The sequence below is a fragment of the Thioclava sp. NS-SX20 genome, assembly GCF_057380695.1.
Genome location: NZ_CM170816.1, coordinates 55,758 through 78,048 on the forward strand (window position 1 = coordinate 55,758; position 22,291 = coordinate 78,048).

Below are 22,291 nucleotides of genomic sequence, written 5' to 3' on the forward strand. Positions count from 1 at the left end.
GCTTGGGATGCCACCAAATGCCGCGCGGGTCCAGCCCCCATAAGGGGAAAGCGGTGCGATGAGGGAAGGCGAGGGCGCTAAAAAGCAAAACCCCGCCCAAAGCAAAGCCTGGCGGGGAAGCAACTTGAAGGGCCGTCTTGAGAAAGACGGCCCCCGAGTTCTAAGGAGATGGTCCGGTTAGGGGTCTGAAGACGATCCGAAACGGAGCCCACCCAGGGTTCAAATTGCCTTAGGGATTGCCCTCAGGCCTCGGCCCCCCTGAATGTCCCGATACCTCTCTCCAATATCACTCTAGACACTGGATCACCTCCTTTCATTGCGTTACCGATAGCTCAAAGGTGGCACATATTTGGTTTATGACAAGTTAATTCATGCTGTTTTGGGTGATAGTTTCGTGACAGCTGCCTTAAAAGGCAGCAAGGCGATCAAAGATAAGGCAAACTTGAGCGAACTATCTGCAATCGCAAGCGAAACCCAAAGCGGTGCCATCGGTCCGACGCCCAAAACCGGCAGGGTTTCATTGGCCCATGAGACATCATCGGCAGGCCAGATGAAGGCGAGCTGGGTCGCGAAGGCCATCGAGAAAAAGATCGTGGAATCCAGACAGGATCCGATCAGCGAGGAGACAAGCGGTGCGCGCCACCAGCTGCCGCTGCGGAGCCGGTCGAAAATGGCGACATCCACCATCTGTGCCAGCAGGAAGGCCGACCCCGACCCGATGGCGACGCGCACCGAAACGAGCGGGCCGAACTGGCCTTCGATCTGGCTGCCGATCAGCGAGCACAGGACGCCGGTGACAAACCCCGCCAGAACGACGCGGCGCGCCTGTCGGGGGCCGTAGAAGCGGTTCATCAGATCGGTGACGAGAAAGGCGAAAGGATAGGTGACCGCGCCCCAAGTGAGCCAGTCGCCCAACAGGAACTGCACCAGAATATTGGAGGCCACGACAATGATGGCCATAGCGAGAACGCCAGGGAGGAAGTGTTTCATGATTTTGACCGTTTTTACATGGTAGCGGAGACATGGTCCGATGTGCCGGACGATAGGCGCGCATACCGCCTCGCCGTCCTTGCGGTCAAGAAAAAACGTGGGTCATGCTTATTTGGGAAGACGGTATTCGACGATTTCCGTGCGCTGGAGCATGCGGAAATTATCATCCGAAATCATTGTCAGCCGGATGAACCCTTCTGTATCGCGCCAGACGGAAAGCCCTTCGAGATTGTCGTGATGGCCCGCTGTGGTCTGTAGCAGAACCTGTCCTTGGCCCAGTTTGCCATCCCTGACCTCGAATACCTCGACCCGTGTCAGGAAACCCAGAAGCCCCCAGAAATCGCGTTCGAGCAGATAGAAGCGCCCGTCCGGTCCGAAATCTGCGCCCACGGCCTGCCATTCCCCCTCGCGGGCGATGGAGAAGGGGCGCGACCAGCGGCTATCGGCCAGTTTGAACACCGGAAAGGGCCGCCCCGAGCGCCCCGACCGTTCGGGCAGGGTGTAAAGCGCGCCGCGTCCGTCGATCGCGAGCGCCTCCAGCGAGGCATTGGCCTGAAGATGCCGGAACTCGGCCGCCCGTGGCAGCGGCACCGCCTTGCTGGAGCCTTTGGCATAATAATCGATACGCGGCAGGTCGCCCTCGAAGGAGACATAGACGCCGCCATCGGGGGCAAGGGCCAACCCCTCGGAATCACCGCGCGAGACGGTCATCGGGCGGTCGTGATTGTCATGCAGGGTAAGCGGATTGGCACTGGGGCTGACCGCTGTGATCTTGCCTGATGCGTCTCGGGTGATCGTGGCACGCCAGAGGCTTGTCCGGTCCGACAGCGTGACCAGTTCGCGCCCGTCTTCGGTCAGTTCCAGCCCGGAGAACCCGCCGAATTGCGGGTGGTCGACTTTCCAGACATAGGTCTGCAGGAATTCGGCGGGCCCTGCGGTTTGCGCTTTTGCCGGCAAGGCGAGGCAAAGCGCGATCAGGGTGAAAAGGAAAGGTTTCATTGCGCAGATAGGATCGTCCGGCATTGGGCGGGAAGATCCGCCATCGTATAGGTTTTCGCCGTGCGCGGTGCAGGGCCTTTGGGCTTTTGCGGGGCGGCGGGTTTGGTCGGGTGCAGGGCTTCGGTCACCCACCAGTTCAGCGTCTCGTCACAGCCGTCGCCGCCTTTGGAGAGCTGGGTCACGGTCGGCGTCTGGGCTTCGCAATATTTCGCACCGGGCGGGCATTTCAGCCGCACGTGGAAATGGGTGTTATGCCCCCAATAGGGGCGGATTTTCTGCAACCACGCGCGGTCCCCACGCGGCGCCGCATTGCACATGGCGATCTTGGCTGCGGCGGCCACGAAGATCCGGTCCACCCGCGGGTCGGAGGCGGCGGCCTTCAGCAATGCCATATGGGCGGGGGTCCAGTTGCCATTGGTCCGCGTCTGGTCAGCGGTGCGGATGGAGATCGACGAGATTTTCTCGCGCTCGGCACGGCTGAGGGTCAGCCGTTTGGGCGGCAGCATCCAGATATCGGCATCCAGCCCTGTCTGGTGGCTGGCATGGCCGCCGGTCATCGGGCCACCGCGAGGCTGTGCGATATCGCCGATATAAAGCCCCGACCAGCCGGGCAGGGTGGCCGCATAGCGCGACAGATCCTGTAGGAAGGCCAGTGTTTCGGGCTGGCCATAATAGCGGTTGCGCGACAGGCGCATCATCTGCCATGTCGGGCCGCTTTCGGGCATGGTGGCCAGACCCGCAGCACAGCCCTTGGAATAGAACCCCACAGCGGCGGGAGCTTGGGTGGTGGGGGTGGATTTGGCACCGAACAGCTGCCGTGCAAGCGGTTCGGCCTGCGCCATCTGGCCGGAGGCCAGAGAGATCCCCAGAACCAGTGGAAGAACCAGAACCAGTGGAAGAAGACGAGACAGTTGCACGGGCGGAATGTCCTGTTTTACGAACGAGAGGGGGCAGAGGCGGTGGCCGTCGGTCTGACCCAGCTTAACAGCACAAGCCCCGCCACGAAAAGTGCCAAAACCGGGGTGATGCCCAGAGATTGCTGCCCCGTCACCGAGGTCACGATTCCGATGGACAGCGGCGCGATAAATGCGGTGGCCTTGCCCGAGAGCGCATAGATGCCGAAATATTCGGTCATCCGCTCGGGCGGGGACTGGTGCACCATCATCACGCGGCTGGCCGATTGCAGGGCACCGCCTGCCCCGCCGATGACGCAGCCCAGAACGAAAAAGGCGATATCGGGGGCTGCGGACTCCGCTGTGACGGGCAGGCCGAAAACATGATCGGGGGTAATCGAGATGATGCCCAGCACCGCCGCGATCAGTATCAGCAGGCAGGCGATGATAACCGGTTTGGAGCCGAACCCGTCATCCGCGCGCCCGCCGAGCCATGCGAAGATCGCACCTGCGATAATCGAGAGAATGCCGAAGATGCCGATCTGCGTGATCGACCAGCCCAGCACGCCCGCTGCATAAAGCCCGCCAAAGACATAGACCCCGTTGAGCGCGTCGCGATAGAGCATCGACGCCGCCAGCCATGCCATCAGGCTCGGGCGCTTGGGCAGCGACCCGAGCGTCATACGCAGGTTGGGCCAGCCTTGCGCCACGGCTGCCCTGATCGTCAGGGCATCCGGCTTCGGGCGGTCTTTCACCCAGAGGAAAAACGGGATCATGAAGACCGCATACCATAGCGCCGTCAGGGGGCCTACGATGCGCGTATCCTCGCGGCTGCCGACATCCAGCCCGAAGATCGGGGCGCGCCCGATCAGGGTATGGCCGGTTTCGGGGCTGGCCTGAAACAGGGTCAGCATCAGGATCAGCAGGATCAGCCCGCCGACATAGCCGAAGGCCCAGCCCGCCCCCGAGATCCGGCCCAATGTGCTGCGGGGGCCAAGCTCGGGCAGGTAGGCATTGGTGAAGGTGGTCGCGAATTCCATGCCGATCAGCCCGATCGCAAAGCTCGTCAGGATAAAGAGCAGGCTGTAATCCTGCGGAATGGCCCACCACAGGCCGGAAGCTCCCAGCACATACATCGCGGAAAACAGCCACAGGAACCGGCGTTTGGCCCCGCTTCTATCGGCGACCGCCCCCAGAAAGGGGGAGGCCAGCGCAATCACCACCCCTGTCGCGCCAATGCCATAGCCCCAGACGGCCTGCGCCACACTGCCATCGCCCAGAAGCGTCTTCATATAGGGGCCGAAGGTGAAGGTCAGCAGAAGCGTGTTATAGGGCTGGCTGGCCCAGTCGAAGAAAAACCAGCCCCAGAGAGCTTTCCTGTCGCGCTGCATGAGAGACCTCTTGAATGGTAACGGGACTGCGTAAAGCGTCATGATACCGGCGATGCAAGCATTCTGCCCGGAAGAATTTACCGAAAATCGATATCACGGACATGCGTTGCAAGGTTGCAAGATGACTGCGGCTCGCATAGGTAGTTACTCACCCAGCCGGAGGTCTTTTGCATATGGTCACGCTGTTTCAGGCGCTCAATCTTATACTGGATATTGTGTGGTTTGTGATGATTGTCCACATCATCATGAGCTGGTTGATCAATTTCAATGTCCTGAACCTGAACCAGCAGATGGTCCGCCAAATCTGGTATGGCCTGAATTCGCTCTTGGAGCCGATCTATGCGCCGATCCGCCGCATTCTGCCCAATACCCCCGGTCTTGATCTGGCGCCGCTGGTGGCTTTCGTGATCCTGATGATCCTGCAGCGCGCGCTGATCAATAACGCGGGCTTCTTCTACGGGTATTGATCCTATGGTCGAGGCCACGCTGCCCGACTGTCATGCAGTCCTGACCGATATCTTCGGGTTCCGCGAATTCCGTCCCGGACAGGAAGAAATCGTGCGCTCCGTCATGGCGGGGCGCAATACTTTGGCCATCATGCCGACGGGCGGTGGCAAATCGCTGTGTTTCCAGATCCCCGCGCTGTGCCGCGAGGGGCTGACGGTGGTGATCTCGCCGCTGATTGCCCTGATGCGCGATCAGGTGCGGGCGCTGCGCGAGGCGGGGGTCGAGGCCGGCGCCCTGACCTCGGGCAATACCGAGGACGAGACCGAAGAGGTCTTTCGTGCCATCGACGAAGGCCGGTTGAAGATCCTCTATATGGCGCCGGAACGGCTGGCCTCGGGCGGGGCGGTGCATCTGCTGCGCCGTGCGCGGGTCGGGCTGATTGCCGTGGACGAGGCGCATTGCGTCAGCCAGTGGGGCCATGACTTCCGCCCCGATTACCTGCGCATCGGGGAATTGCGCCGCGACCTGAAGGTGCCGCTGGCCGCTTTTACCGCCACCGCCGATGAAGAAACCCGCGCCGAGATGGTCACGCGGCTGTTTGACGGCGATGCGCCCGAGACCTTCCTGCGTGGCTTTGACCGCCCCAATATCCATCTGGCGTTCGAGCCCAAAAACCAGCCGCGCGGGCAGATCCTGCAGTTTGCCGCCGCGCGCAAGGGGCAGTCGGGCATTGTCTATTGCGCCACTCGCAAAAAGACCGAGAGCCTTGCGCAGGCGTTGAATGAGGCGGGGCATACGGCCTGCTATTATCACGGCGGCATGGACCCCGATGACCGCCGCGCCGTCGAGACGCGCTTTCAGCAGGAAGACGGGCTGATCGTGGTGGCGACTGTGGCCTTCGGCATGGGGATCGACAAGCCCGATATCCGCTGGGTGGCCCATGCCGATCTGTCGAAATCCATCGAGGCCTATTATCAGGAGATTGGCCGCGCGGGCCGTGATGGCGCCCCTGCAGAGACGCTGACCCTCTTTGGCCCCGACGATATCCGCATCCGCCGCGCCCAGATCGACGAGGGGCTTGCGCCGCCCGAACGCAAGGACGCCGATCACGGGCGGCTGAATGCGCTGCTGGGTCTGGCCGAGGCCACCGCCTGCCGCCGCCAGAGGCTGCTGGCCTATTTCGGCGAAGAGGCAAGCCCTTGTGGCAACTGCGATATCTGCGACACGCCGCCCGATCTGTTTGATGCGACCGAACCGGTGCGCATGGCGCTGTCGGCCTGTCTGCGCTGCGACCAGAGCTATGGCAGCCAGTATCTGATCGAGGTGCTGCTGGGCCAGTCGAACGAGCGCATTTCCTCGCGCGGGCATGACCGCCTGCCGACCTTCGGGGTGGGTAAGGCCTGGACGCGCCCGCAGTGGCAGGCGATCTTCCGGCAGATGATGGGGCATGACCTGATCCGCCCCGATGCCGAACGTCACGGCGCGTTATTCGTGACCAAGGCCGCGCATCCGATCCTGCGCGGCGAGGAACAGATCACCTTCCGGCGTGACCCTGTGCGCGGGGCGAAAAAGCAGACGGTGGTCAAGGCGCTTGTGTCCGAGGAGGACGCGCCGCTGCTGTCGGCCCTGAAGGCCAAGCGGAGGGCGCTTTCCGAGGCGGCGGGGCTTCCGGCCTATATGATCTTCCCCGACCGCACCCTGATCGAGATGGTCGAGGCCCGTCCGCAAACGCTGGACCAGATGGCGCGGATCAACGGGGTGGGGGCCAAAAAGCTGGAAAGCTATGGCACGGCATTCCTTGAGGTGCTGGTGGGGGAGGAGATGCAGAAAATGCATCCCGCGCGCCGTGCTTTGGCGGGGCGTCAGGCCGGACCTCTGTTTGATGCGCTGCTGGCAGAGCAACTCCGTTTGGAGCGTGGCGAGGACGGGACAGGGCGGATGCTGAGCGTGTCTTCGTCGTTGCTGCGCAAGATTGCCGAGATGCGGCCAGGCGACCTGAAGGGGCTGGAACGGCTTGGTCTGGAAGACGCCAAGCTCGACCGTTTCGGTGCCGCCTTCCTGCAGCTTATTTCCGAGACCTAGGCAGCCCCGTCCTGTAGCGACTGTGCGGTCGGGGGACAATTTGCCACGATATGGTCGATGATCGCCGTTTTGCGCAATGGTTTGGTCAGATAGTGATCCATACCCGAGGCCAGTATGCCCTCGCTATCGCCGTCCATCGCATGGGCCGTCAGGGCGCAGATCGGCACGTGGCTGCCGCTTTCCAGAGACCGGATGCGGCGGGTGGCTTCCTTGCCATCCATCTCGGGCATGGAAATATCCATGAAGATCAGGTCGGGCTGGAAGCTTTGCCATTTCTCGACCGCTTCCAGACCGTTATTGGCGAAGACCAGATCAATGGGCAGATCTTTTACCATCTTGCCAAAAACGAGCTGGTTGGTGCGATTATCCTCGGCGGCGAGGATGCGCATCTTGCGTTGGCCAACAGGGGGCGGCGGCGCGGGCGGTGGCACCGTTCTTGCAACCGGATACGACAGGTTTTGCAAGGTGCGGAACAGATGCGACCGCAGCACCGGCTTTTCCAGACATTCGATCTGGGCCGCGTGGGCCTCTTCGGGGGTGATCGCATCGGGGTCCGAACTCAGCAGCACCACGGGAATCTTCACGCCGCGTTGCCGCAAGGTCTGGCACAGATGCAGGCCATCCATATCCGGCATCCGGAAATCGCTGAGCATAATGTCGAATTTCGCGCCCCTGTCGAAAGCGGTCAGCGCTTCCTGTGCGTTCCGGCACAATGTCACCTTCAGCCCGTAGGTTTCCAGCTGCCGTTCGAGAATGACACGGTTGACCATCAGATCATCGACCACAAGCGCGGCCCGCAGCGTGATCGGCGGACCGGGGGTCGAGACATGCGGCGCGGGTTCGGCGGCGGGCACCAGAATCTTGAACCCGAAACACGAACCGCGCCCCAGCTCGCTATCGACCCAGATCTCGCCGCCCATCATCTCGATCAACTGCTTGGTGATGGCAAGGCCAAGCCCCGTGCCCTCGAACTTGCGGTTGGTTTCGCTTTCGACCTGATTGAACTCGCCGAAAACATGGTCGATCTGTTCGGGATTGATGCCGATGCCGGTATCCTCGACGGTGATATGCAGCTCGTAATTATTCTGCTTCCGCTCTATCCCGACCACGCGCGTCAGCACATGGCCGCTAAGCGTGAATTTCACCGCATTGCCCAGAAGATTGGTCAGAATCTGGCGGATACGCCCCGGATCGGCCACGAATCGTGTCGGCAGGAACATGTCGTAATCGACCAGAAGCCTCAGCTTCTTGTCGCGTGCGGAAGGTTGCAGCAGCATGGTCACCTCGTGCACACACCGCTCCAGATCGAAAATCTCGGGATAGAGCTTCAGGCGCTCCGCCTCGATCTTGGAATAGTCGAGCACATCATTGATGATCGTCAGCAGCGCCTCGCCGGAAGAGCGGATGGTTTCCGCATAAAGACGCTGATCCTCTGTCAGCTCTGTCTCGGTCAGCAGTTCGGCCATGCCCACCACGCCATTCATCGGCGTCCGGATCTCGTGGCTCATATTGGCAAGGAAGGCCGATTTCGCGCGATTGGCGGATTCGGCCTTTTCGCGTGCCTCTTCCAGTTCCGCTTCGCGGCTGACATGGGTCGAGATATCCTGTGCGATGCAGACCAGATCGCCGCCTTCGCCCCACCGGTCGATCAGCCGGATATGGGCCCCTTTACGGGTGATGATCGTGATCGGTTCGATCGGATTGCGGCGGATGCGCGCGATCATGTCATGATGCCAGTCGGCAGGGTCGCGCCCGTCCAGATCCACCATCCGGTGCTTGGCCACGATATTAAGCACCGAATCGTAGGTCACGCCCGCAGCGATGGCCACTTCGCCCTCGAAGAAATCCAGATAGACCTTATTGGCGGCCACCAGCCGCAGATCGGCGTCATAGACGGCAAACCCGTCGGGAATCGTCTCAAGCGCGTCCCACAGCCTGCGTTGGGCTATTATGGCAACGGAATTGGCCCGTGCGAGATCATCCATCACGCGATGGTTCTCGCCCTTCAAAGAGGCGGCTTCCGTCAGGGCGCGGGTCAGGCCGTGGCGCTGCTCCACGATCTGGTCGGACAGGGCGCGGGCATGCAATGCCAGTTTCTGATTGGCCGTAAACAGTTCACGCTTCTTCTGGTCAAGCAGCCGTTCCGCCGCCAGACGGGCGCGACGCTCCTGAGCCAGCTTGTCAGCGATCGTGTTTCTGGTGCCTGTCGGCATGCTGGTTCAGTCCCCATTCCGTTCGACCAGCATCTTGGTGACGTCCAGTAAATTTAGGCTTAATCCTTAAGGCTGATCGCGGGCCAGCTATAGAAAATCCCTCACAAATTTCTACCTTAAGGAGAAATTCCTGCGGTTTTACAGCCTGCATATAACGGGCTCAACATGACCGTTGGCATATTGACGCAGCGGCAGTATCGCCGCGTCAGGGAAGGCCCCGGTTTCGGCCCCGGGCGATTCTGTATCCTGCCCGCCTTCGGGGCCGCTACGCGCGATATACCGCGGTCAGGCGGCGATAGTGGCAACCGGAACAAGCGGTTGGCGCCCGTTTTCGGTCAGCAGCCATGCGTCGCGGCCTTCGATCACCACTGCCGAGACAGGGCCGCCATAGCCCGCACTGCTATCGAGGTTGAGGCGGTTGCCATAATGCGTCACCTGATCGATTGCGGTATGGCCATGCACCACCAGCATGCCGTGATCGCTGGTATCTTCCAGCCAGCCTTTGCGGATCCAGCACAGATCGTCTTCGGTCTGGTTGCCGATGCTGACCCCCGGACGGATGCCGGCATGCACAAAAAGCAATTCACCGAAGATGAAGTGGTTGGGGCGGCTGGCCAGCCAGAGCCGGTGCGATTCGGGAACCATCCGGAGCGCCTCGGCATGGACGATATCGGCGGGGCGTTCATCGGCATTGGGCACGCCATAGGAGGCCAGTGTGGTATTGCCGCCCAATCGTGGGTTCAGCCATGTCAGATCCTTGCGCAGCATCGGATCGGCGTCGAAAGGGTCGTTCATGAAAATCGAGAACATCCTGTCGTGATTGCCTTTCAGTACCACCCAGTTTTTCCCCGCCCGCATCGCGTTGAGCAGGTAATCGATGACGCCGGCACTCTCGGGGCCACGGTCGGCAACATCTCCGACATGGATCACAGGGGCGGACTGGTCGCCAAAGGCCGCACGGTCCTGCTCGATCAGATCGTGTGCAATCTTCAGCTTGTCGAGATGTCCGTGAATGTCTCCGATGGCATAGGCGCGCATAGTTCTTTCCTTACAAATGAAAAAGGCCCCCGCGGGTCGCAGGGGCCTTGGCGTTCATGAACCTATTATGGCTCAGCCGAGAATGAATTCCAGCGGTTTTACTTGCTTGAAGATACCGGTGGCTTTCATGGCCTCGACCGTTTCCGGTTTCAGGGCTTCGTCGAGATAGGCAATGGCGATGGCTTCCCCGCCGGCTTTCGCGCGGCCAAGGGTGAAGTTGGCAAGGTTTGCCCCATGTTCGCCCAGAAGCGTGCCCAGCTTGCCGATCACACCGGGGACATCCTCATTGGTGGTATAGAGCATATGCTCGCCCACTTCGGCATCGATATTGATGCCCTTGATCTGGATGAAGCGCGGCTTGGCATCCGAGAACACGGTGCCCGCGATCGAACGTTCTTTGGTTTCCGACACGACGGTGACCTTGATGTAGCCATCATAGGCACCCGATTGGGTCTGCGACGTGGTCGAGATCTGGATGCCGCGCTCTTTCGCCAGAGCGGGGGCCGAGACCATGTTCACTTCCGGTTGGCTGGCTTTCATGATGCCGGCCACAACGGCCGCATCCAGCGCCTTGAGGTTCAGCTCGGCGGCCGACCCGTCATAGGTGATGTTGATCGCCTTGATCGCATCTTCGGTCATCTGACCGATGAAGCCACCCAGATGTTGTGCCAGCTTGACCCACGGGCCCATGACCTTGGCTTCTTCGGCGGTCATCGACGGCATGTTCAGCGCGTTCTCGACAGCGCCGTCCAGCAGGTAGTTCGACATCTGCTCTGCGACTTGCAGCGCCACGTTTTCCTGCGCTTCGGTCGTGGACGCGCCAAGGTGGGGCGTGCAGACGACGTTGGGCAGGTTGAACAGCACGTTATTGGTCGCGGGCTCTTCGGCAAACACGTCCAGCGCGGCACCGGCAACATGACCCGATTTCAGCAGATCGGCCAGCGCTTCCTCATCGACCAGACCACCACGGGCGCAGTTGATGATACGCACGCCTTTCTTGGTCTTCTCGAGGTTCTCGCGCGACAGGATGTTCTTGGTCTGCTCGGTCAGCGGCACGTGCAGGGTGATGAAATCGGCGCGCTTGAGCAGATCCTCAAGCTCGACTTTCTCCACGCCCATTTTGTCGGCTTTTTCCTGGCTCATGAAGGGGTCGAATGCGATGACCTTCATTTTCAGGCCGCGGGCACGGTCGCAGACGATGCCACCGATGTTACCGGCACCGATCACACCAAGGGTCTTGCCGGAAAGCTCGACACCCATGAATTTCGATTTTTCCCACTTGCCCGCATGGGTCGAGGCGGACGCTTCGGGGATCTGGCGCGCCACGGCGAACATCATCGCGATGGCATGCTCGGCGGTGGTGATCATGTTGCCGAAGGGCGTGTTCATGACGATCACGCCTTTTTTCGAAGCGGCTTCCTTATCGACGTTATCGGTGCCGATACCTGCGCGGCCCACGACCTTCAGGTTGGTCGCGTTTTCCAGCAGTTTTGCGGTCACTTTGGTGGCCGAACGGATCGCAAGGCCGTCATATTTGCCGATCACTTCGGCCAGCTTGTCTTTGTCCTTGCCGAGTTTGGGTTCGAAATCGACTTCGATGCCACGGTCACGGAAGATCTGGACGGCGGTTTCCGACAGGCTGTCAGAGACGAGAACTTTGGGGGCCATGTGCGGGCTCCTTGAATTTTCTGAAATCTGGGAAAACGGGTGGGCAAAGCACTGCCCACCTCAGGTTCAGAGAAAGATCGAACGCTTAGGCTTGCGCTGCGATTTCGGCTTCGAAGGCATATTCGATCCAGGGCATCAACGCCTCCAGATCGGCTTTCTCGACCGTGGAACCGCACCAGATCCGCAGACCGGCGGGCGCATCGCGATAGGCACCGGCATCCAGTGCCACGCCTTCGGCGTCCAGACGTTTTGCAACGGCTTTGGCGAAGGTTGCCCCGTCCTTGATGCGGTCATCGGTGAATTTCACGCAGACCGAGGTGGTGGAGGCATTTGCCGCGTTATTGGCGAGGTTTGCGATCCACGGCTTGGCGGCGCAGAAATCCCAGACCACTTTCGCATTGGCATCGGCGCGGGCGATCAGCCCTTCGAGGCCACCGATGGATTTGGCCCAGTTCAGCGCAACGATGTAATCCTCGACGCAGAGCATGGAGGGCGTGTTGATCGTCTCGCCTTTGAAGATACCTTCGATCAGCTTGCCGCCTTTGGTCATGCGGAAGATCTTCGGCATCGGCCATGCGGGGGTGTAGTTTTCCAGACGCTCGACGGCGCGCGGCGACAGGATCAGAACGCCATGACCGCCTTCACCGCCCAGCACTTTCTGCCAGGAGAAGGTGGTGACATCGAGCTTGTCCCACGGCAGGTCCATTGCAAAAGCCGCCGAGGTGGCGTCGCAGATGGTCAGGCCTTCGCGGTCGGCGGGGATCGCATCGCCATTGGCCACGCGCACACCCGAGGTGGTGCCGTTCCAGGTGAAGACGACGTCGGTGTTGAAATCGACGGTCGTGAAATCGACGATATCACCGTAATCGGCGGTTTTGGTATCCGCATCGAGTTTGAGCTGCTTCACGACATCGGTGACCCAGCCCGAGCCGAAGCTTTCCCATGCGCACATGGTGACTTTGCGTGCGCCCAGAAGCGACCACATTGCCATTTCGACGGCGCCGGTATCGGAAGCCGGAACGATGCCGATCTTGTAATCTGCCGGAACGCCGAGAATTTCACGGGTGGTTTCGATCGCCTCTTTCAGCTTGGCTTTGCCAACAGCTGCGCGGTGCGAACGGCCCAGAGGCGCGTCGGCAAGCATGTCGAGGGAGAAACCGGGGATCTTCGTGCAAGGGCCCGAAGAAAAACGCGGATTTGCCGGCCGCGTAGCCGGTGCTTCAATAGCCATATCTGGTATCCTCTCAGATAAACGCCCCTCGTTGGGGAGGGGTGTCCCGCGTTGGGACTTACGCCTGCACCTTGATTCATGCAAGTGACAAAGTCGTATCGACCGCAAAAAATGTCGCTTCGGGACAAGAGAAAACCGTAAAATGTGAGGCGTTGTGGCGCAGAACCGACACAGGCGCAGCGGCGGCCTTTCGCGGGCGTGACCGAAGGCCTGATACTCTCTGATTCCATTCCGGCAAACCTGCTGCGACCCTGCCAAAGGGGAAGCGCGCTGATCCAAGGAGAGGACCCCGTCGGAGAGGCGGCGGGCAGTGCCGCGCGTACCGATTGAGTGGCGGCTATACGCCTCGGGCCTGCGAGTTGGGTCTGCGATTCGGAGCGCGCGTCGGAAACGGCCTCGGAAAAGAGGACGGATCTGCTATCTGCTCCTAACGCTTCTAACAGGGACAAAACCGCGAGGAGCGGGGCGGTTGGCGCGGATCATGCGGATCGGGCTTTTGCGGTGCGGGCGGGGCTGGAAACGGCGGTTGTTTTTGCGCTATAGCGCCCCCAACCCTGTGATCCGGAGATCTAGCTATGTTCGTCGCCCTTCTCATGACCTGCCCGAAAACGCCCAAGCTTGACGAAACCACGCTTGTGGCGCTGCGTAATGCGTGGGGGGGAGGCGAGGTCACTTGGCTGGCCGAGGGGTGCGCTGCCGAATTTCCGATGGAAGTGATCCCCGATAACCGCTGGACCGTCTGGGCGGACCTGCAGGCGCTGAGGATCGACCTTGTGGTGATCCCGGCGGAAGGCCGCAAGAAGAAGATGCTGCTGGCCGATATGGACAGCACCATGATCCAGCAGGAATGTATCGACGAACTGGCCGATGTGGCGGGTGTCGGGGCACGTGTGAAAGAGATCACCGCCAAGGCGATGAATGGCGAGCTGGATTTCGAAGGCGCTCTGACCGAGCGTGTGGGGCTGCTGGCTGGCCTGCCCGAGACGGTGATCGCTGAGGTCATCGACACCCGTATCACCCTGATGCCCGGCGGTCCGGCCCTGCTGGCGACGATGAAGCGCGACGGGGCGTATTGTGCGCTGGTGTCTGGCGGGTTCACGGCGTTCACCAGCCGTATCGCGGCCACTTTGGGCTTTGATGAAAACCGCGCCAATACGCTGCTGGTCGAAGAGGGCAAGCTGACCGGCAAGCCGGGCCTGCCGATTTTGGGCCGTGAAGCCAAGGTGCAGGCGTTCCACGAGATTTCCGCGCGGCTCGGGCTGTCGGCGGATCAGGTGATGGCGGTGGGGGATGGGGCCAATGATCTGGGCATGCTGCAACTGGCAGGGTTCGGCGTGGCGCTGCATGCAAAACCCTCGGTCGCGGCGCAATGCGACATCCGCATCAATCACGGTGACCTTTCGGCGCTGCTGTATCTGCAAGGCTATGCACAGGCGGAGTTTGCCTGAGGCGGTCTTTCGCCTCCGTTCCGGCGGGGGCTGTCACAGGGCTGTGGGGGAACTTGCTCTTTGGGCCGGTAGTTACTAAGCCTTGCGTAAGCTCTGTGTTCCGGAAAGGTGGCAATATGGCGATGTCTCGTGTGAAGCTCGGTTTGTGTGTGACGCTTGTGGCTTCGGCTCTTGCCGGTTGCCAGACCACGACGGGCCCCCAGGCGACAGGCACCGTCATCGCCGGAGATACCGTGCTCAGTGCACCGGCGGGCTATTGTGTGGCGGGGCAGGGGCATCCGGGGCAGGCAGAGAATAACGTCATCCTGTTCGGTGACTGCGCGGCGGTGACCAATGACGCGACCCATGCCTCGGCCCCCCATCCGGCCATGCTATCGGCGACGGTCGGGCCGAAAATGACCGGCTCGATCACCAAGCGGTTCCCGATGATCGAGGCCTTCTTCCGTTCGGCGGCAGGGCAGGCGGCGATTGCGCGTTCGGGCCGCAGCGATGATGTCGATATCCTGAAATCGCAGGTTTCGGGTGATCTTCTGCTTTTGAAGGTGCGCGACAGGTCGCTGGCCGAAGAATTTCCTGTCACCGCTGAGTATTGGCGCGGCGTGACCTCGCTTGACGGGCATCTGACAGCGCTGTCGGTAATGGCGCTGCGCTCGCAACCCATGAGCGATGCCGCACAGTTGCGATTGCTGAAAGAATTTGTCGGCCGGTCCGAAGCGGCGACCAAAGCCCATGCCGCCAGTGCAGGGCAGGCCAAACCGGCGCAATAAGCGGGTCTGCGGGCGCTCCCGCACGGGGATATGATGCGGTAATGGGGGCCTGCGGAGCCTGCATATCCGCCAGAAGACAGCTTGCACTTTTGGTCTTGCGGGCGCAGTCTTGACGCTGCGCAAAGATTTTAGACATGACGCCGGCTATTATGTGTCTGGCGAGACAAAAACGGGTTTTGAAATGGGGCAGAAGCAGGTTGGGCAGGCTCAGGGCGGTCTCCTGAACCGGCTGGCATATAGCCGCGTGATGAAGCATTGGCATGACTGTGCGGCAACAGCACCGGATATGACCGGCGAGGATCTGGCGCTGCTGCGCAAGAAGGCCGGGTCTATGGCCGCGACCGCTTCGGGGCTTCTGGGCCGGATCGACCGCCAGACAGAGCAGCGTTTTAATGCCGCCGATGCCATCGACCGGCCCTTGGGGTGTGACTGGGCGTGGCGACCGCAGGCCTTTTCAATGCCGGTGGCGCCGCAGGCCTATGTGGGCGCGGCATCCGGGTGCTGTCTGGGCGAGGATCTGACGCTGTTTCACGACTGCCCGCTGCAGCAGCTTTCCCTGCGGCAGATCCGCAATAGCGGCAGACCTTCCCCCTTCGGGGCCGAACTGGAGGTTTTCGGCTTTCAGGGCAGTTTCCTGTCGCTGGTGGTCGATCTTCCGCCCGAGGCTGTGCAGGGCTTCCGTTTGCACCATCTCGTGCAACTGGGCCTTGATGTCCGCATGGAAGAGGCGCGTCCCGTCTATTGCCGTTTCAACATCCAGCATGGTCCCAATAGTGACCAGCTTGTCAGCCAGATGCCGGTTGGCGGCGGTGTGGTGCAGTTCGATCTGGCCTATACCAAATTGAACGAGAAGCGCCTTGAAAAGGCGTGGATCGACCTGATTTTCGAGGCACCGGCAATGAACAAAATCACCTTGCAGGATCTGACCTTGCTGCGCCATCCCCGCGCCGATCTCTAAAGGAGTCTGTTGATGATTGTTGAGTATTCCCGTTTGCAGGCCGGAGAATGGGTGGTGGTGCTGCAATCCGCCATGCGCCCCGCATTGACCGCGTCCTACCGTGCGACAGTGTTGGCCGAGGGGGACTGGACCGATCTCGGGGACGGGCGCTGGCGCTTGCGTCAGGGGCTTCCGGTCGATCTGCTGGAAGACGGCACGCAAAGCCTGCTGCTGTCGGATGCCGAAAGCGGTGTTGTGGCCAGCCTGTCCATTGCGGCGGGCGAGATGCTCGTGCCGGATCTGGCCGCGCAGGTGGACAGGTTGCAGGCCGAACTGGATCTGCTCAAGCGCGCCTTCCGCGACCATTGCCGCCAAAGCCACGAGGGCTGATCCCGTCCTGATGGGCGCTGCTGGTGGGCGGCAGGGAGGCTAGCCCAGAGTGCCGGTGCAGGCATCCGCGTAAAAGAGCTGTTTGCACAGGGTGACTGTGCCATCGGCATGGGTGTCTTGCAGGCTCATCCCCAAATCTTCCATCTGGCGGTGATAGGCCAGCGCGCCTTTGCCGGTGACCATCGTGACCGATGTCTGGGGCTGGTCGCGGAACTGCCAGATGGGGATGGCGGCGGGATGCAGCGTGTCCCACGCGCGTGCGGCGCGGATCAGCACATCGCGCGAGGCGATATCGGGGCCCAGATCCACCCTGAGGCCATCCAGACCGGCAAACTGTCCCGCAAAGGCCGAGCGGTAGTTGTTGGTGGCCACCACAAAGCTCTGCCGGTCATCGACGGGCCGCCCCTGATAGCACAGGTTGCGGATGCGTCCGCGCGATTGGGTGGTCTGCATGCCGTGCAGGTCGAAGACGGGCGGGGCGGACAGGTCGATTTCGTAGGTGACGCCCAGCATGATGTCGAAATTATAGGCGGGGATCTCGGGCCGGATCAGGGGCAGCCCCCGTGTCCCGTCCGCAATGGTGTTGAAGATGATGCTGGCGCGTTCCAGCCAGCTTTTCAGCCCCTTGCCGTCAATGACCACGGCGGTGACGATATTGGGAAAGAGATAGATCTCGCTGAGATGGCGGATGCTTAGCGGGCCGGGCGGGATATCAAGGTAATAGTCCGCCCCCGCGCGCCCGCCCGATTTGCACGGGGCGACGGCCGATAGCAGCGGCAGCTCGCCCTCGGGGCGGTCCGCAAGCAGGCTCTGCACATGGTCACGCTGCGCCTGTGCCACGAAACTGAGTGCGGCATCGGGGCCCACCAGCGAGAAATAGCTGTGCAGCGGCACGTCCAGCCGTGCCACGCGCCGCGATGTGTAGCTTTGCACTTCGGCATGGGCCTTGGCATTGCGCGTGACAATCCGCTCGGCTTCGGGCACGGGGGGCTCTTGCGCCACCGGTATCAGGGTTGCGCAAGAGGCAGCAACCTGCCACCCCCGCGCCCCTTGCACCAGATCCAGATCGATCTGGCCCAGATGGCTGGCGAAGCGGCCCGGTGTTACCGTCGGAACGCCGTAGAGCCGGCCTGCCACGGGGTCCACATCTGCACTTGGCGCGACATCGGGGCCGGGAAAGGCGATATGGTCGTGCCCTGCGATCAGCGCATCGATCCCGTCGATCTGTGCCAGCAGGGTGGCGGCATGCTCGCAGGTGGGATCATCGGCTCTGGCAAGGGGATCAATGCCTGTATGGGCCAATGCGATCACCAGATCGCAGCCCTGTGCCCGTAATTGGGCCACCTGCGCCCTGGCCGTCTCGATGATGGAACGGCTTTGCAGGCGGCTTGCCAGAATGGCGCTATCCCAAAGAATGAATTGCGGCGGCAGCACCGAGAACACCCCGATACGCACCCGCCGCAGGTCTCCGTTCTCGTCGTGCAGGTCTTTTTCCAGCACGACATGCGCCTGCGTCAGGGGCACGTCCTCTTCGGGGCGGGGGGCGCGCAGGCGCAGGGCATTGGCCGACAGACAGGGGAAACGGGCATCGCGCAGGCTGCGTGTCAGGAAGTCCAGCCCGTAATTGAATTCGTGATTGCCAAGCCCGACGGCGTCATAGGCCAGCGCGTTCATGGCATCAATCACCGGATGCGGGGCGTCTGCGCGGCCCTGACGGTCGCGCGCCCAATATTCGGTCAGCGGTGTGCCCTGTAGAAAGTCGCCATTATCGAAGAGCAGCGTATTGGGGCAGCCGGTGCGGGCCCGTTCGATCAGGGTGGCCACGCGGGACAGGCCGCAACCGGTGTCTTCCCTGTCGGCAAACAGATCATAGCCACGGATATGGCCGTGCAGGTCGGTGGTCGCCAGCAGACGCAGTCTGACCACCGCAGCGGGCCGCTCGGCATGCGACGGAGTTTCGGCGTGCGAGGACATCGCTCTCCTTTCGTCCGGGCGATCTTGCGCCGCCCCTTACGTCACTTAAAAAACACGTTTACTTGCTGAACCGGGATGCGCGTCGTCGCTGTCATTAGGTCAGGTGCGGCTATACTTCTTTGACGATTAAGGACTAAATTTCTAACCTTAGGCAAGCCTAATGCAGCAGCAACCTTAAGATCGAGATATTTTCGCAATGCCAGCCCCGTTTCTAGACCGCTTTCTTGTCGCCGAAGGGCCGTTTTTCTACGATAGACACCCCGGTCTGGCCTTTGCGGGCAGCGGTCTGGATCGTGCCGCCCACAGGCGCGCTGGCCCCGATATGACGGGCGCGCGGGGGTTTTTGATGTGTAACGGACAGGTATTGTGCACACAAGACGGGGACGCGGCAGGCGATGCGGCCCCCCGTCTGGCGCTTTTTCCGCCGGATCATCCGCTGATGTCGGAGGCTCTCGGCGCGCGGGTGTTTCTCGGGGCGGGCGGGCCACGGGGAGAGCCCGTGTTTGCGCAGGACATACAGGACATGCCCGTCCTGTCCGGTGCGGTCGCCTTGCGGGATCTGCGCGATGTGATGCTGGGCCTGCCGCCGCTGGAGGCAGAGCTTGCGGCAACCGCGCGCGGGATTCTGGGCTGGCATCGCAGTCATGGGTTCTGTGCGGCCTGCGGGGCAGCGTCCGAGATCGTGCAGTCGGGGTGGCAGCGCCATTGCCCGAGCTGTGGGGCGGATCATTTTCCGCGCACCGATCCTTGCGTGATCATGCTGGTCACCCAAGGCAATGACACGCTTCTGGGGCGCAATCCCAACTGGCCCGAGGGCATGTATTCCTGTCTTGCGGGGTTCATGGAGCCCGGAGAGACCGTCGAAGCGGCGGTCCGCCGCGAGGTCTATGAGGAAACCGCGATCCGCACCGGCAGGGTCCGGCCTGTCGCGTCGCAGCCCTGGCCCTTTCCAGCCTCGTTGATGATGGGGTGCCGTGCCGAGGCGACCAGCCGCGAGATCATGACCGATCCGGTGGAAATCGAGGATGCGCTTTGGGTCAGCCGTGAAAGGCTGCTGCGGATTATGGCGGGCGGTGACAGCGTGATACGTGCGCCACGACCCGGTGCGATTGCGGGGTGGTTAATGCGGGAATGGCTTGCAGACCGGCTCGATTGACGGCTAGATCAGCCCTAACGTCATGATCAGTGTCACCTTTTGCTTGGTGCTGCCTTCCAGGAGTGTCGGATGAAATTCTCGACCCGAGAAGATATTTCTGTTCCCGTCGAGTTCGTGTTCGACGAGTTGAGCCAGTTCGACGCAATGGAAGAGGCGGCGCGCGAGCGGGGTGTGAAGCTGCGCCGGACCGACCAGCTCGAGTTCCCGGGCAAAGGGGTAAGCTGGGAAATCGAGTTCAGGCTCAGAGGCAAAATGCGCAAGCTGGAGGCCGAGGTGACCCGTTTCGAGCGCCCCGAGGTGGTGGCGCTTTCCGGGCAGTCATCCAGTTTTCAGGTCGAGACCGTGATTCTGCTGACGGCGCTGTCGCGCAGCCGGACCCGTTTGCAGGTCGGTCTGGATATCCGTCCGCGCACTTTGGGGGCGCGGCTCATGCTGCAATCGGCCAAGCTGGGCCGGTCGAGCCTTGACCGCAAATTCGCGGACCGCGTCGGCAAGCAGATCCGCGAGATTGCGGCGCGTTACGAGGCCCCCGATCAGGACTGAAAAACAGCGCGACCCGACGTAGGGGAGGGCAGGTTTGCCCGCCCTTTCCTTGCGCCCGTTTCACGCTTTTGCCTATCCCGAGGCGGCCCCAAGCCGACCCGACCAACCGGCCCCGAAAAATCAGGGCCGAAAGTTCAGGGGCAAAAATTCAGGGCCCAAAAAACAGGCCCCGAAAAATGTGATAGGCTTTGTGATCAGCCGATTTCCTGACGGATCGGATCGGCCGGATAGACCCCGAGAATCTCTAGCATATCCGTGAAATAGGACAGCTCTTCGAGCGCCAGTTTCACATTGGGGTCCTCGGGGTGGCCCTCGATATCGGCATAGAACTGCGTCGCGGTGAACTGGCCGCGCACCATATAGCTTTCCAGTTTGGTCATGTTCACGCCATTGGTGGCGAAGCCGCCCAAGGCTTTATACAGCGCCGCCGGAATGTTGCGGACACGGAAGATGAAGCTGGTCATCATCTTCTCGGCGCGGCGCTCGAAATCGGGCATGCGCGACATCACGAGGAAACGGGTGGTGTTGTTCGAGGCATCCTCGATATGGCGGGCCAGAACATCCAGCCCGTAGATCTCGCCCGCCAGTTCCGACGCCAGCGCGGCGATGCTCGGATCGCCTTTTTCGGCCACGATCTTGGCAGAGCCTGCGGTATCCGCGCCGACGATGCGATGCAGGTTATGGGTGGTCAGGAAGTTGCGCACCTGCCCCAGAAGCACGGTATGCGACATGGCCGATGTGACCTCTTCCAGCTTCGTGCCGGGCACGGTCAGCAGGTTGATATGCACCCGCACGAACGCTTCGCCAATGATCTTCAGCCCCGACGAGGGCAGAAGCTGGTGGATATCGGCCACGCGGCCATAGGTCGAGTTCTCGACCGGCAGCATCCCCAGATCCGCCGCGCCCGAGCGCACGGCCTCGATCGCATCCTCGAAGGTCCGGCAGGGCAGGGGGTCCATTTCGGGGAGGGCATCATGGCAGGCCTGATGGGAATAGGCCCCCAACTCGCCCTGAAAGGCGATTTTTCCGGTCTTGGTCATCGGGATCTTCCTGTCTGTTTGCATGGTGCCTAGCGCCAGATCGCCCGCAAGAAAAGGGAAAACGCGCATGTCCCGCACGCGGCGCGTGCGGCAGGGCGGCAGGAGGGGTATTTACCGGACCCGCCAGCAGGATTAAGATGCGCCGCATGACGCCTGAAGTTCTCTCGCCTTCCGATCTTAGCTATGATGCCGCTTTGGCGGCGTTGGAATGGCTGTGCGAGCTGGGGGCGGACGAGGCACAGGGCGATCTGGCGATGGATTGCTATGCTTTGCCCGACCGTCTGGCAAAGCCCGATCTTCCCGTTCCCGCTCCTGTTCCGGCGGGTGCGGCAGCTACGGCGGGCATGCTGGCCGCATCGCAGGCGACGGCTTTGCCACAGCGGCAGGCCCCGCCGAAGGTCGATCAGGTCGGGCTTGCGCGGCAGGCGGCAGGGCAGGCGCGCACATTGGCCGATCTGCACGAGGCGCTGGACGGTTTCGAGACCTGCGATCTGCGCAAGGGCGCGCGCTGCACCGTGCGTGCCGAAGGGCCCGAGGCGGCCCGCGTCATGATCATCGGGGATGCGCCCGACCGCGAGGAAGACCGTGCGGGGCGGCCCTTCATTGGCCGTTCGGGGCATATGCTGGACCGGATGTTTGCCGCCATCGGGTTGCGGCGCGACACGCCCGATAGGGCGGCGGCGCTGTTTCTGGCCCCCGTCCTGCCGTGGCGTCCGCCTGGCCAGCGCGAGCCCGAGGCATCGGAAATCGCGATGATGCGTCCGTTTCTGGCGCGGATGGTCGAGCTGGTCGATCCGGATGTCGTGGTGCTGATGGGCAATGCCGCCTGCTCGGCGGGGCTGGCACGGCGCGGCATTACCCGCCTGCGCGGCGAGTGGTCGGAGGCGTTCGGCAAGCCCGCCATCGCGATGTTCTCGCCGGTGCAGCTTCTGCGCAGCGCCGAGGCCAAGCGCGACACATGGGCCGATCTTCTGGCGCTGCGGGCCAAGCTGGACAGTCTGGGCTAGGACAATTTTGCCCGCATTCCCATGCAGATATATCTATCCCTAAAGGCGAAAGGCTGGCACTATAAGCCCACCTCGCC

The 22,291-nt window shown here is 61.8% G+C and carries 19 protein-coding genes; 9 read left to right on the forward strand and 10 right to left on the reverse strand.

Features of this window, described 5'->3' with window-relative positions:
• Positions 1-369: 369 nt before the first annotated feature.
• From AC2ISB_RS00255 to AC2ISB_RS00270, 4 genes are all read right to left on the reverse strand, one after another.
• Positions 370-990: a queuosine precursor transporter gene (locus AC2ISB_RS00255; protein WP_406720185.1), complete on the reverse strand. Its 621-nt coding sequence runs from the start codon at positions 988-990 to the stop codon at positions 370-372.
• Positions 991-1,098: 108 nt separating this feature from the next.
• Positions 1,099-1,989 (reverse strand): esterase-like activity of phytase family protein, encoded by an 891-nt coding sequence (locus AC2ISB_RS00260; protein WP_406720186.1) that lies wholly within the window; start codon positions 1,987-1,989, stop codon positions 1,099-1,101.
• On the reverse strand, positions 1,986-2,882 hold the full coding sequence (gene mepA / locus AC2ISB_RS00265; RefSeq protein WP_339109463.1) for a penicillin-insensitive murein endopeptidase: 897 nt from the start codon (positions 2,880-2,882) through the stop codon (positions 1,986-1,988). The genes AC2ISB_RS00260 and mepA overlap by 4 nt, the downstream gene beginning before the upstream one ends.
• 41 nt (positions 2,883-2,923) lie before the next feature.
• The gene (locus tag AC2ISB_RS00270; protein WP_406720187.1) at positions 2,924-4,273 is read right to left on the reverse strand and encodes an MFS transporter; all 1,350 of its coding nucleotides are present in this window, start codon (positions 4,271-4,273) and stop codon (positions 2,924-2,926) included.
• Positions 4,274-4,446: 173 nt separating this feature from the next.
• On the opposite strand from AC2ISB_RS00270, the gene AC2ISB_RS00275 reads away from it, so the two are divergent.
• Together AC2ISB_RS00275 and recQ are read left to right on the forward strand one after the other, a co-directional pair.
• Positions 4,447-4,740: a YggT family protein gene (locus AC2ISB_RS00275; protein ID WP_339108846.1), complete on the forward strand. Its 294-nt coding sequence runs from the start codon at positions 4,447-4,449 to the stop codon at positions 4,738-4,740.
• A 4-nt stretch (positions 4,741-4,744) separates the two neighbouring features.
• Positions 4,745-6,802, forward strand: a complete 2,058-nt coding sequence (gene recQ / locus AC2ISB_RS00280; RefSeq protein WP_486575522.1) for a DNA helicase RecQ — start codon at positions 4,745-4,747, stop codon at positions 6,800-6,802.
• Here recQ and AC2ISB_RS00285 read toward each other — a convergent pair.
• From AC2ISB_RS00285 to AC2ISB_RS00300, 4 genes are all read right to left on the reverse strand, one after another.
• Positions 6,799-9,015, reverse strand: a complete 2,217-nt coding sequence (locus AC2ISB_RS00285) for a response regulator (RefSeq protein WP_486575524.1) — start codon at positions 9,013-9,015, stop codon at positions 6,799-6,801. The two genes, recQ and AC2ISB_RS00285, sit on opposite strands and share 4 nt — an antisense overlap.
• Positions 9,016-9,300: 285 nt before the next feature.
• Complete coding sequence (locus AC2ISB_RS00290; RefSeq protein WP_339108849.1) at positions 9,301-10,053, reverse strand: metallophosphoesterase; 753 nt, start codon at positions 10,051-10,053, stop codon at positions 9,301-9,303.
• Between the two features lie 72 nt (positions 10,054-10,125).
• A complete protein-coding gene (serA, locus tag AC2ISB_RS00295; protein ID WP_339108850.1) occupies positions 10,126-11,721 on the reverse strand; it encodes a phosphoglycerate dehydrogenase in 1,596 nt (531 codons plus the stop codon).
• Between the two features lie 85 nt (positions 11,722-11,806).
• Positions 11,807-12,952: a phosphoserine transaminase gene (locus AC2ISB_RS00300; protein ID WP_339108851.1), complete on the reverse strand. Its 1,146-nt coding sequence runs from the start codon at positions 12,950-12,952 to the stop codon at positions 11,807-11,809.
• Positions 12,953-13,527: 575 nt separating this feature from the next.
• Here AC2ISB_RS00300 and serB point away from each other — a divergent pair.
• The 4 genes from serB (at position 13,528) to AC2ISB_RS00320 (ending at position 16,494) form a co-directional block, all read left to right on the forward strand.
• A complete protein-coding gene (gene serB / locus AC2ISB_RS00305) occupies positions 13,528-14,400 on the forward strand; it encodes a phosphoserine phosphatase SerB (protein WP_486575526.1) in 873 nt (290 codons plus the stop codon).
• 116 nt (positions 14,401-14,516) lie between these two features.
• The gene (locus AC2ISB_RS00310; RefSeq protein WP_486575528.1) at positions 14,517-15,167 is read left to right on the forward strand and encodes a hypothetical protein; all 651 of its coding nucleotides are present in this window, start codon (positions 14,517-14,519) and stop codon (positions 15,165-15,167) included.
• A 181-nt stretch (positions 15,168-15,348) separates the two neighbouring features.
• Positions 15,349-16,125 (forward strand): DUF6478 family protein, encoded by a 777-nt coding sequence (locus AC2ISB_RS00315; protein ID WP_406720192.1) that lies wholly within the window; start codon positions 15,349-15,351, stop codon positions 16,123-16,125.
• Positions 16,126-16,137: 12 nt separating this feature from the next.
• On the forward strand, positions 16,138-16,494 hold the full coding sequence (locus tag AC2ISB_RS00320) for a hypothetical protein (RefSeq protein WP_339108855.1): 357 nt from the start codon (positions 16,138-16,140) through the stop codon (positions 16,492-16,494).
• Positions 16,495-16,533: 39 nt separating this feature from the next.
• Here the strand turns inward: AC2ISB_RS00320 and AC2ISB_RS00325 are convergent, their stop codons facing one another.
• Positions 16,534-18,468 (reverse strand): bifunctional 2',3'-cyclic-nucleotide 2'-phosphodiesterase/3'-nucleotidase, encoded by a 1,935-nt coding sequence (locus AC2ISB_RS00325; protein ID WP_406720193.1) that lies wholly within the window; start codon positions 18,466-18,468, stop codon positions 16,534-16,536.
• 196 nt (positions 18,469-18,664) lie between these two features.
• On the opposite strand from AC2ISB_RS00325, the gene nudC reads away from it, so the two are divergent.
• Together nudC and AC2ISB_RS00335 are read left to right on the forward strand one after the other, a co-directional pair.
• Positions 18,665-19,624: an NAD(+) diphosphatase gene (gene nudC, locus AC2ISB_RS00330; protein WP_486575531.1), complete on the forward strand. Its 960-nt coding sequence runs from the start codon at positions 18,665-18,667 to the stop codon at positions 19,622-19,624.
• A gap of 69 nt (positions 19,625-19,693) precedes the next feature.
• Complete coding sequence (locus AC2ISB_RS00335) at positions 19,694-20,167, forward strand: SRPBCC family protein (protein WP_339108858.1); 474 nt, start codon at positions 19,694-19,696, stop codon at positions 20,165-20,167.
• A gap of 194 nt (positions 20,168-20,361) precedes the next feature.
• Here the strand turns inward: AC2ISB_RS00335 and AC2ISB_RS00340 are convergent, their stop codons facing one another.
• On the reverse strand, positions 20,362-21,207 hold the full coding sequence (locus tag AC2ISB_RS00340) for a prephenate dehydratase (RefSeq protein ID WP_339108859.1): 846 nt from the start codon (positions 21,205-21,207) through the stop codon (positions 20,362-20,364).
• Between the two features lie 146 nt (positions 21,208-21,353).
• Between AC2ISB_RS00340 and AC2ISB_RS00345 the strand changes: the two genes are divergently transcribed.
• Entirely contained in the window at positions 21,354-22,214 is an 861-nt protein-coding gene (locus tag AC2ISB_RS00345; protein WP_486575533.1) for a uracil-DNA glycosylase, read from the forward strand.
• Positions 22,215-22,291 lie beyond the last annotated feature (77 nt).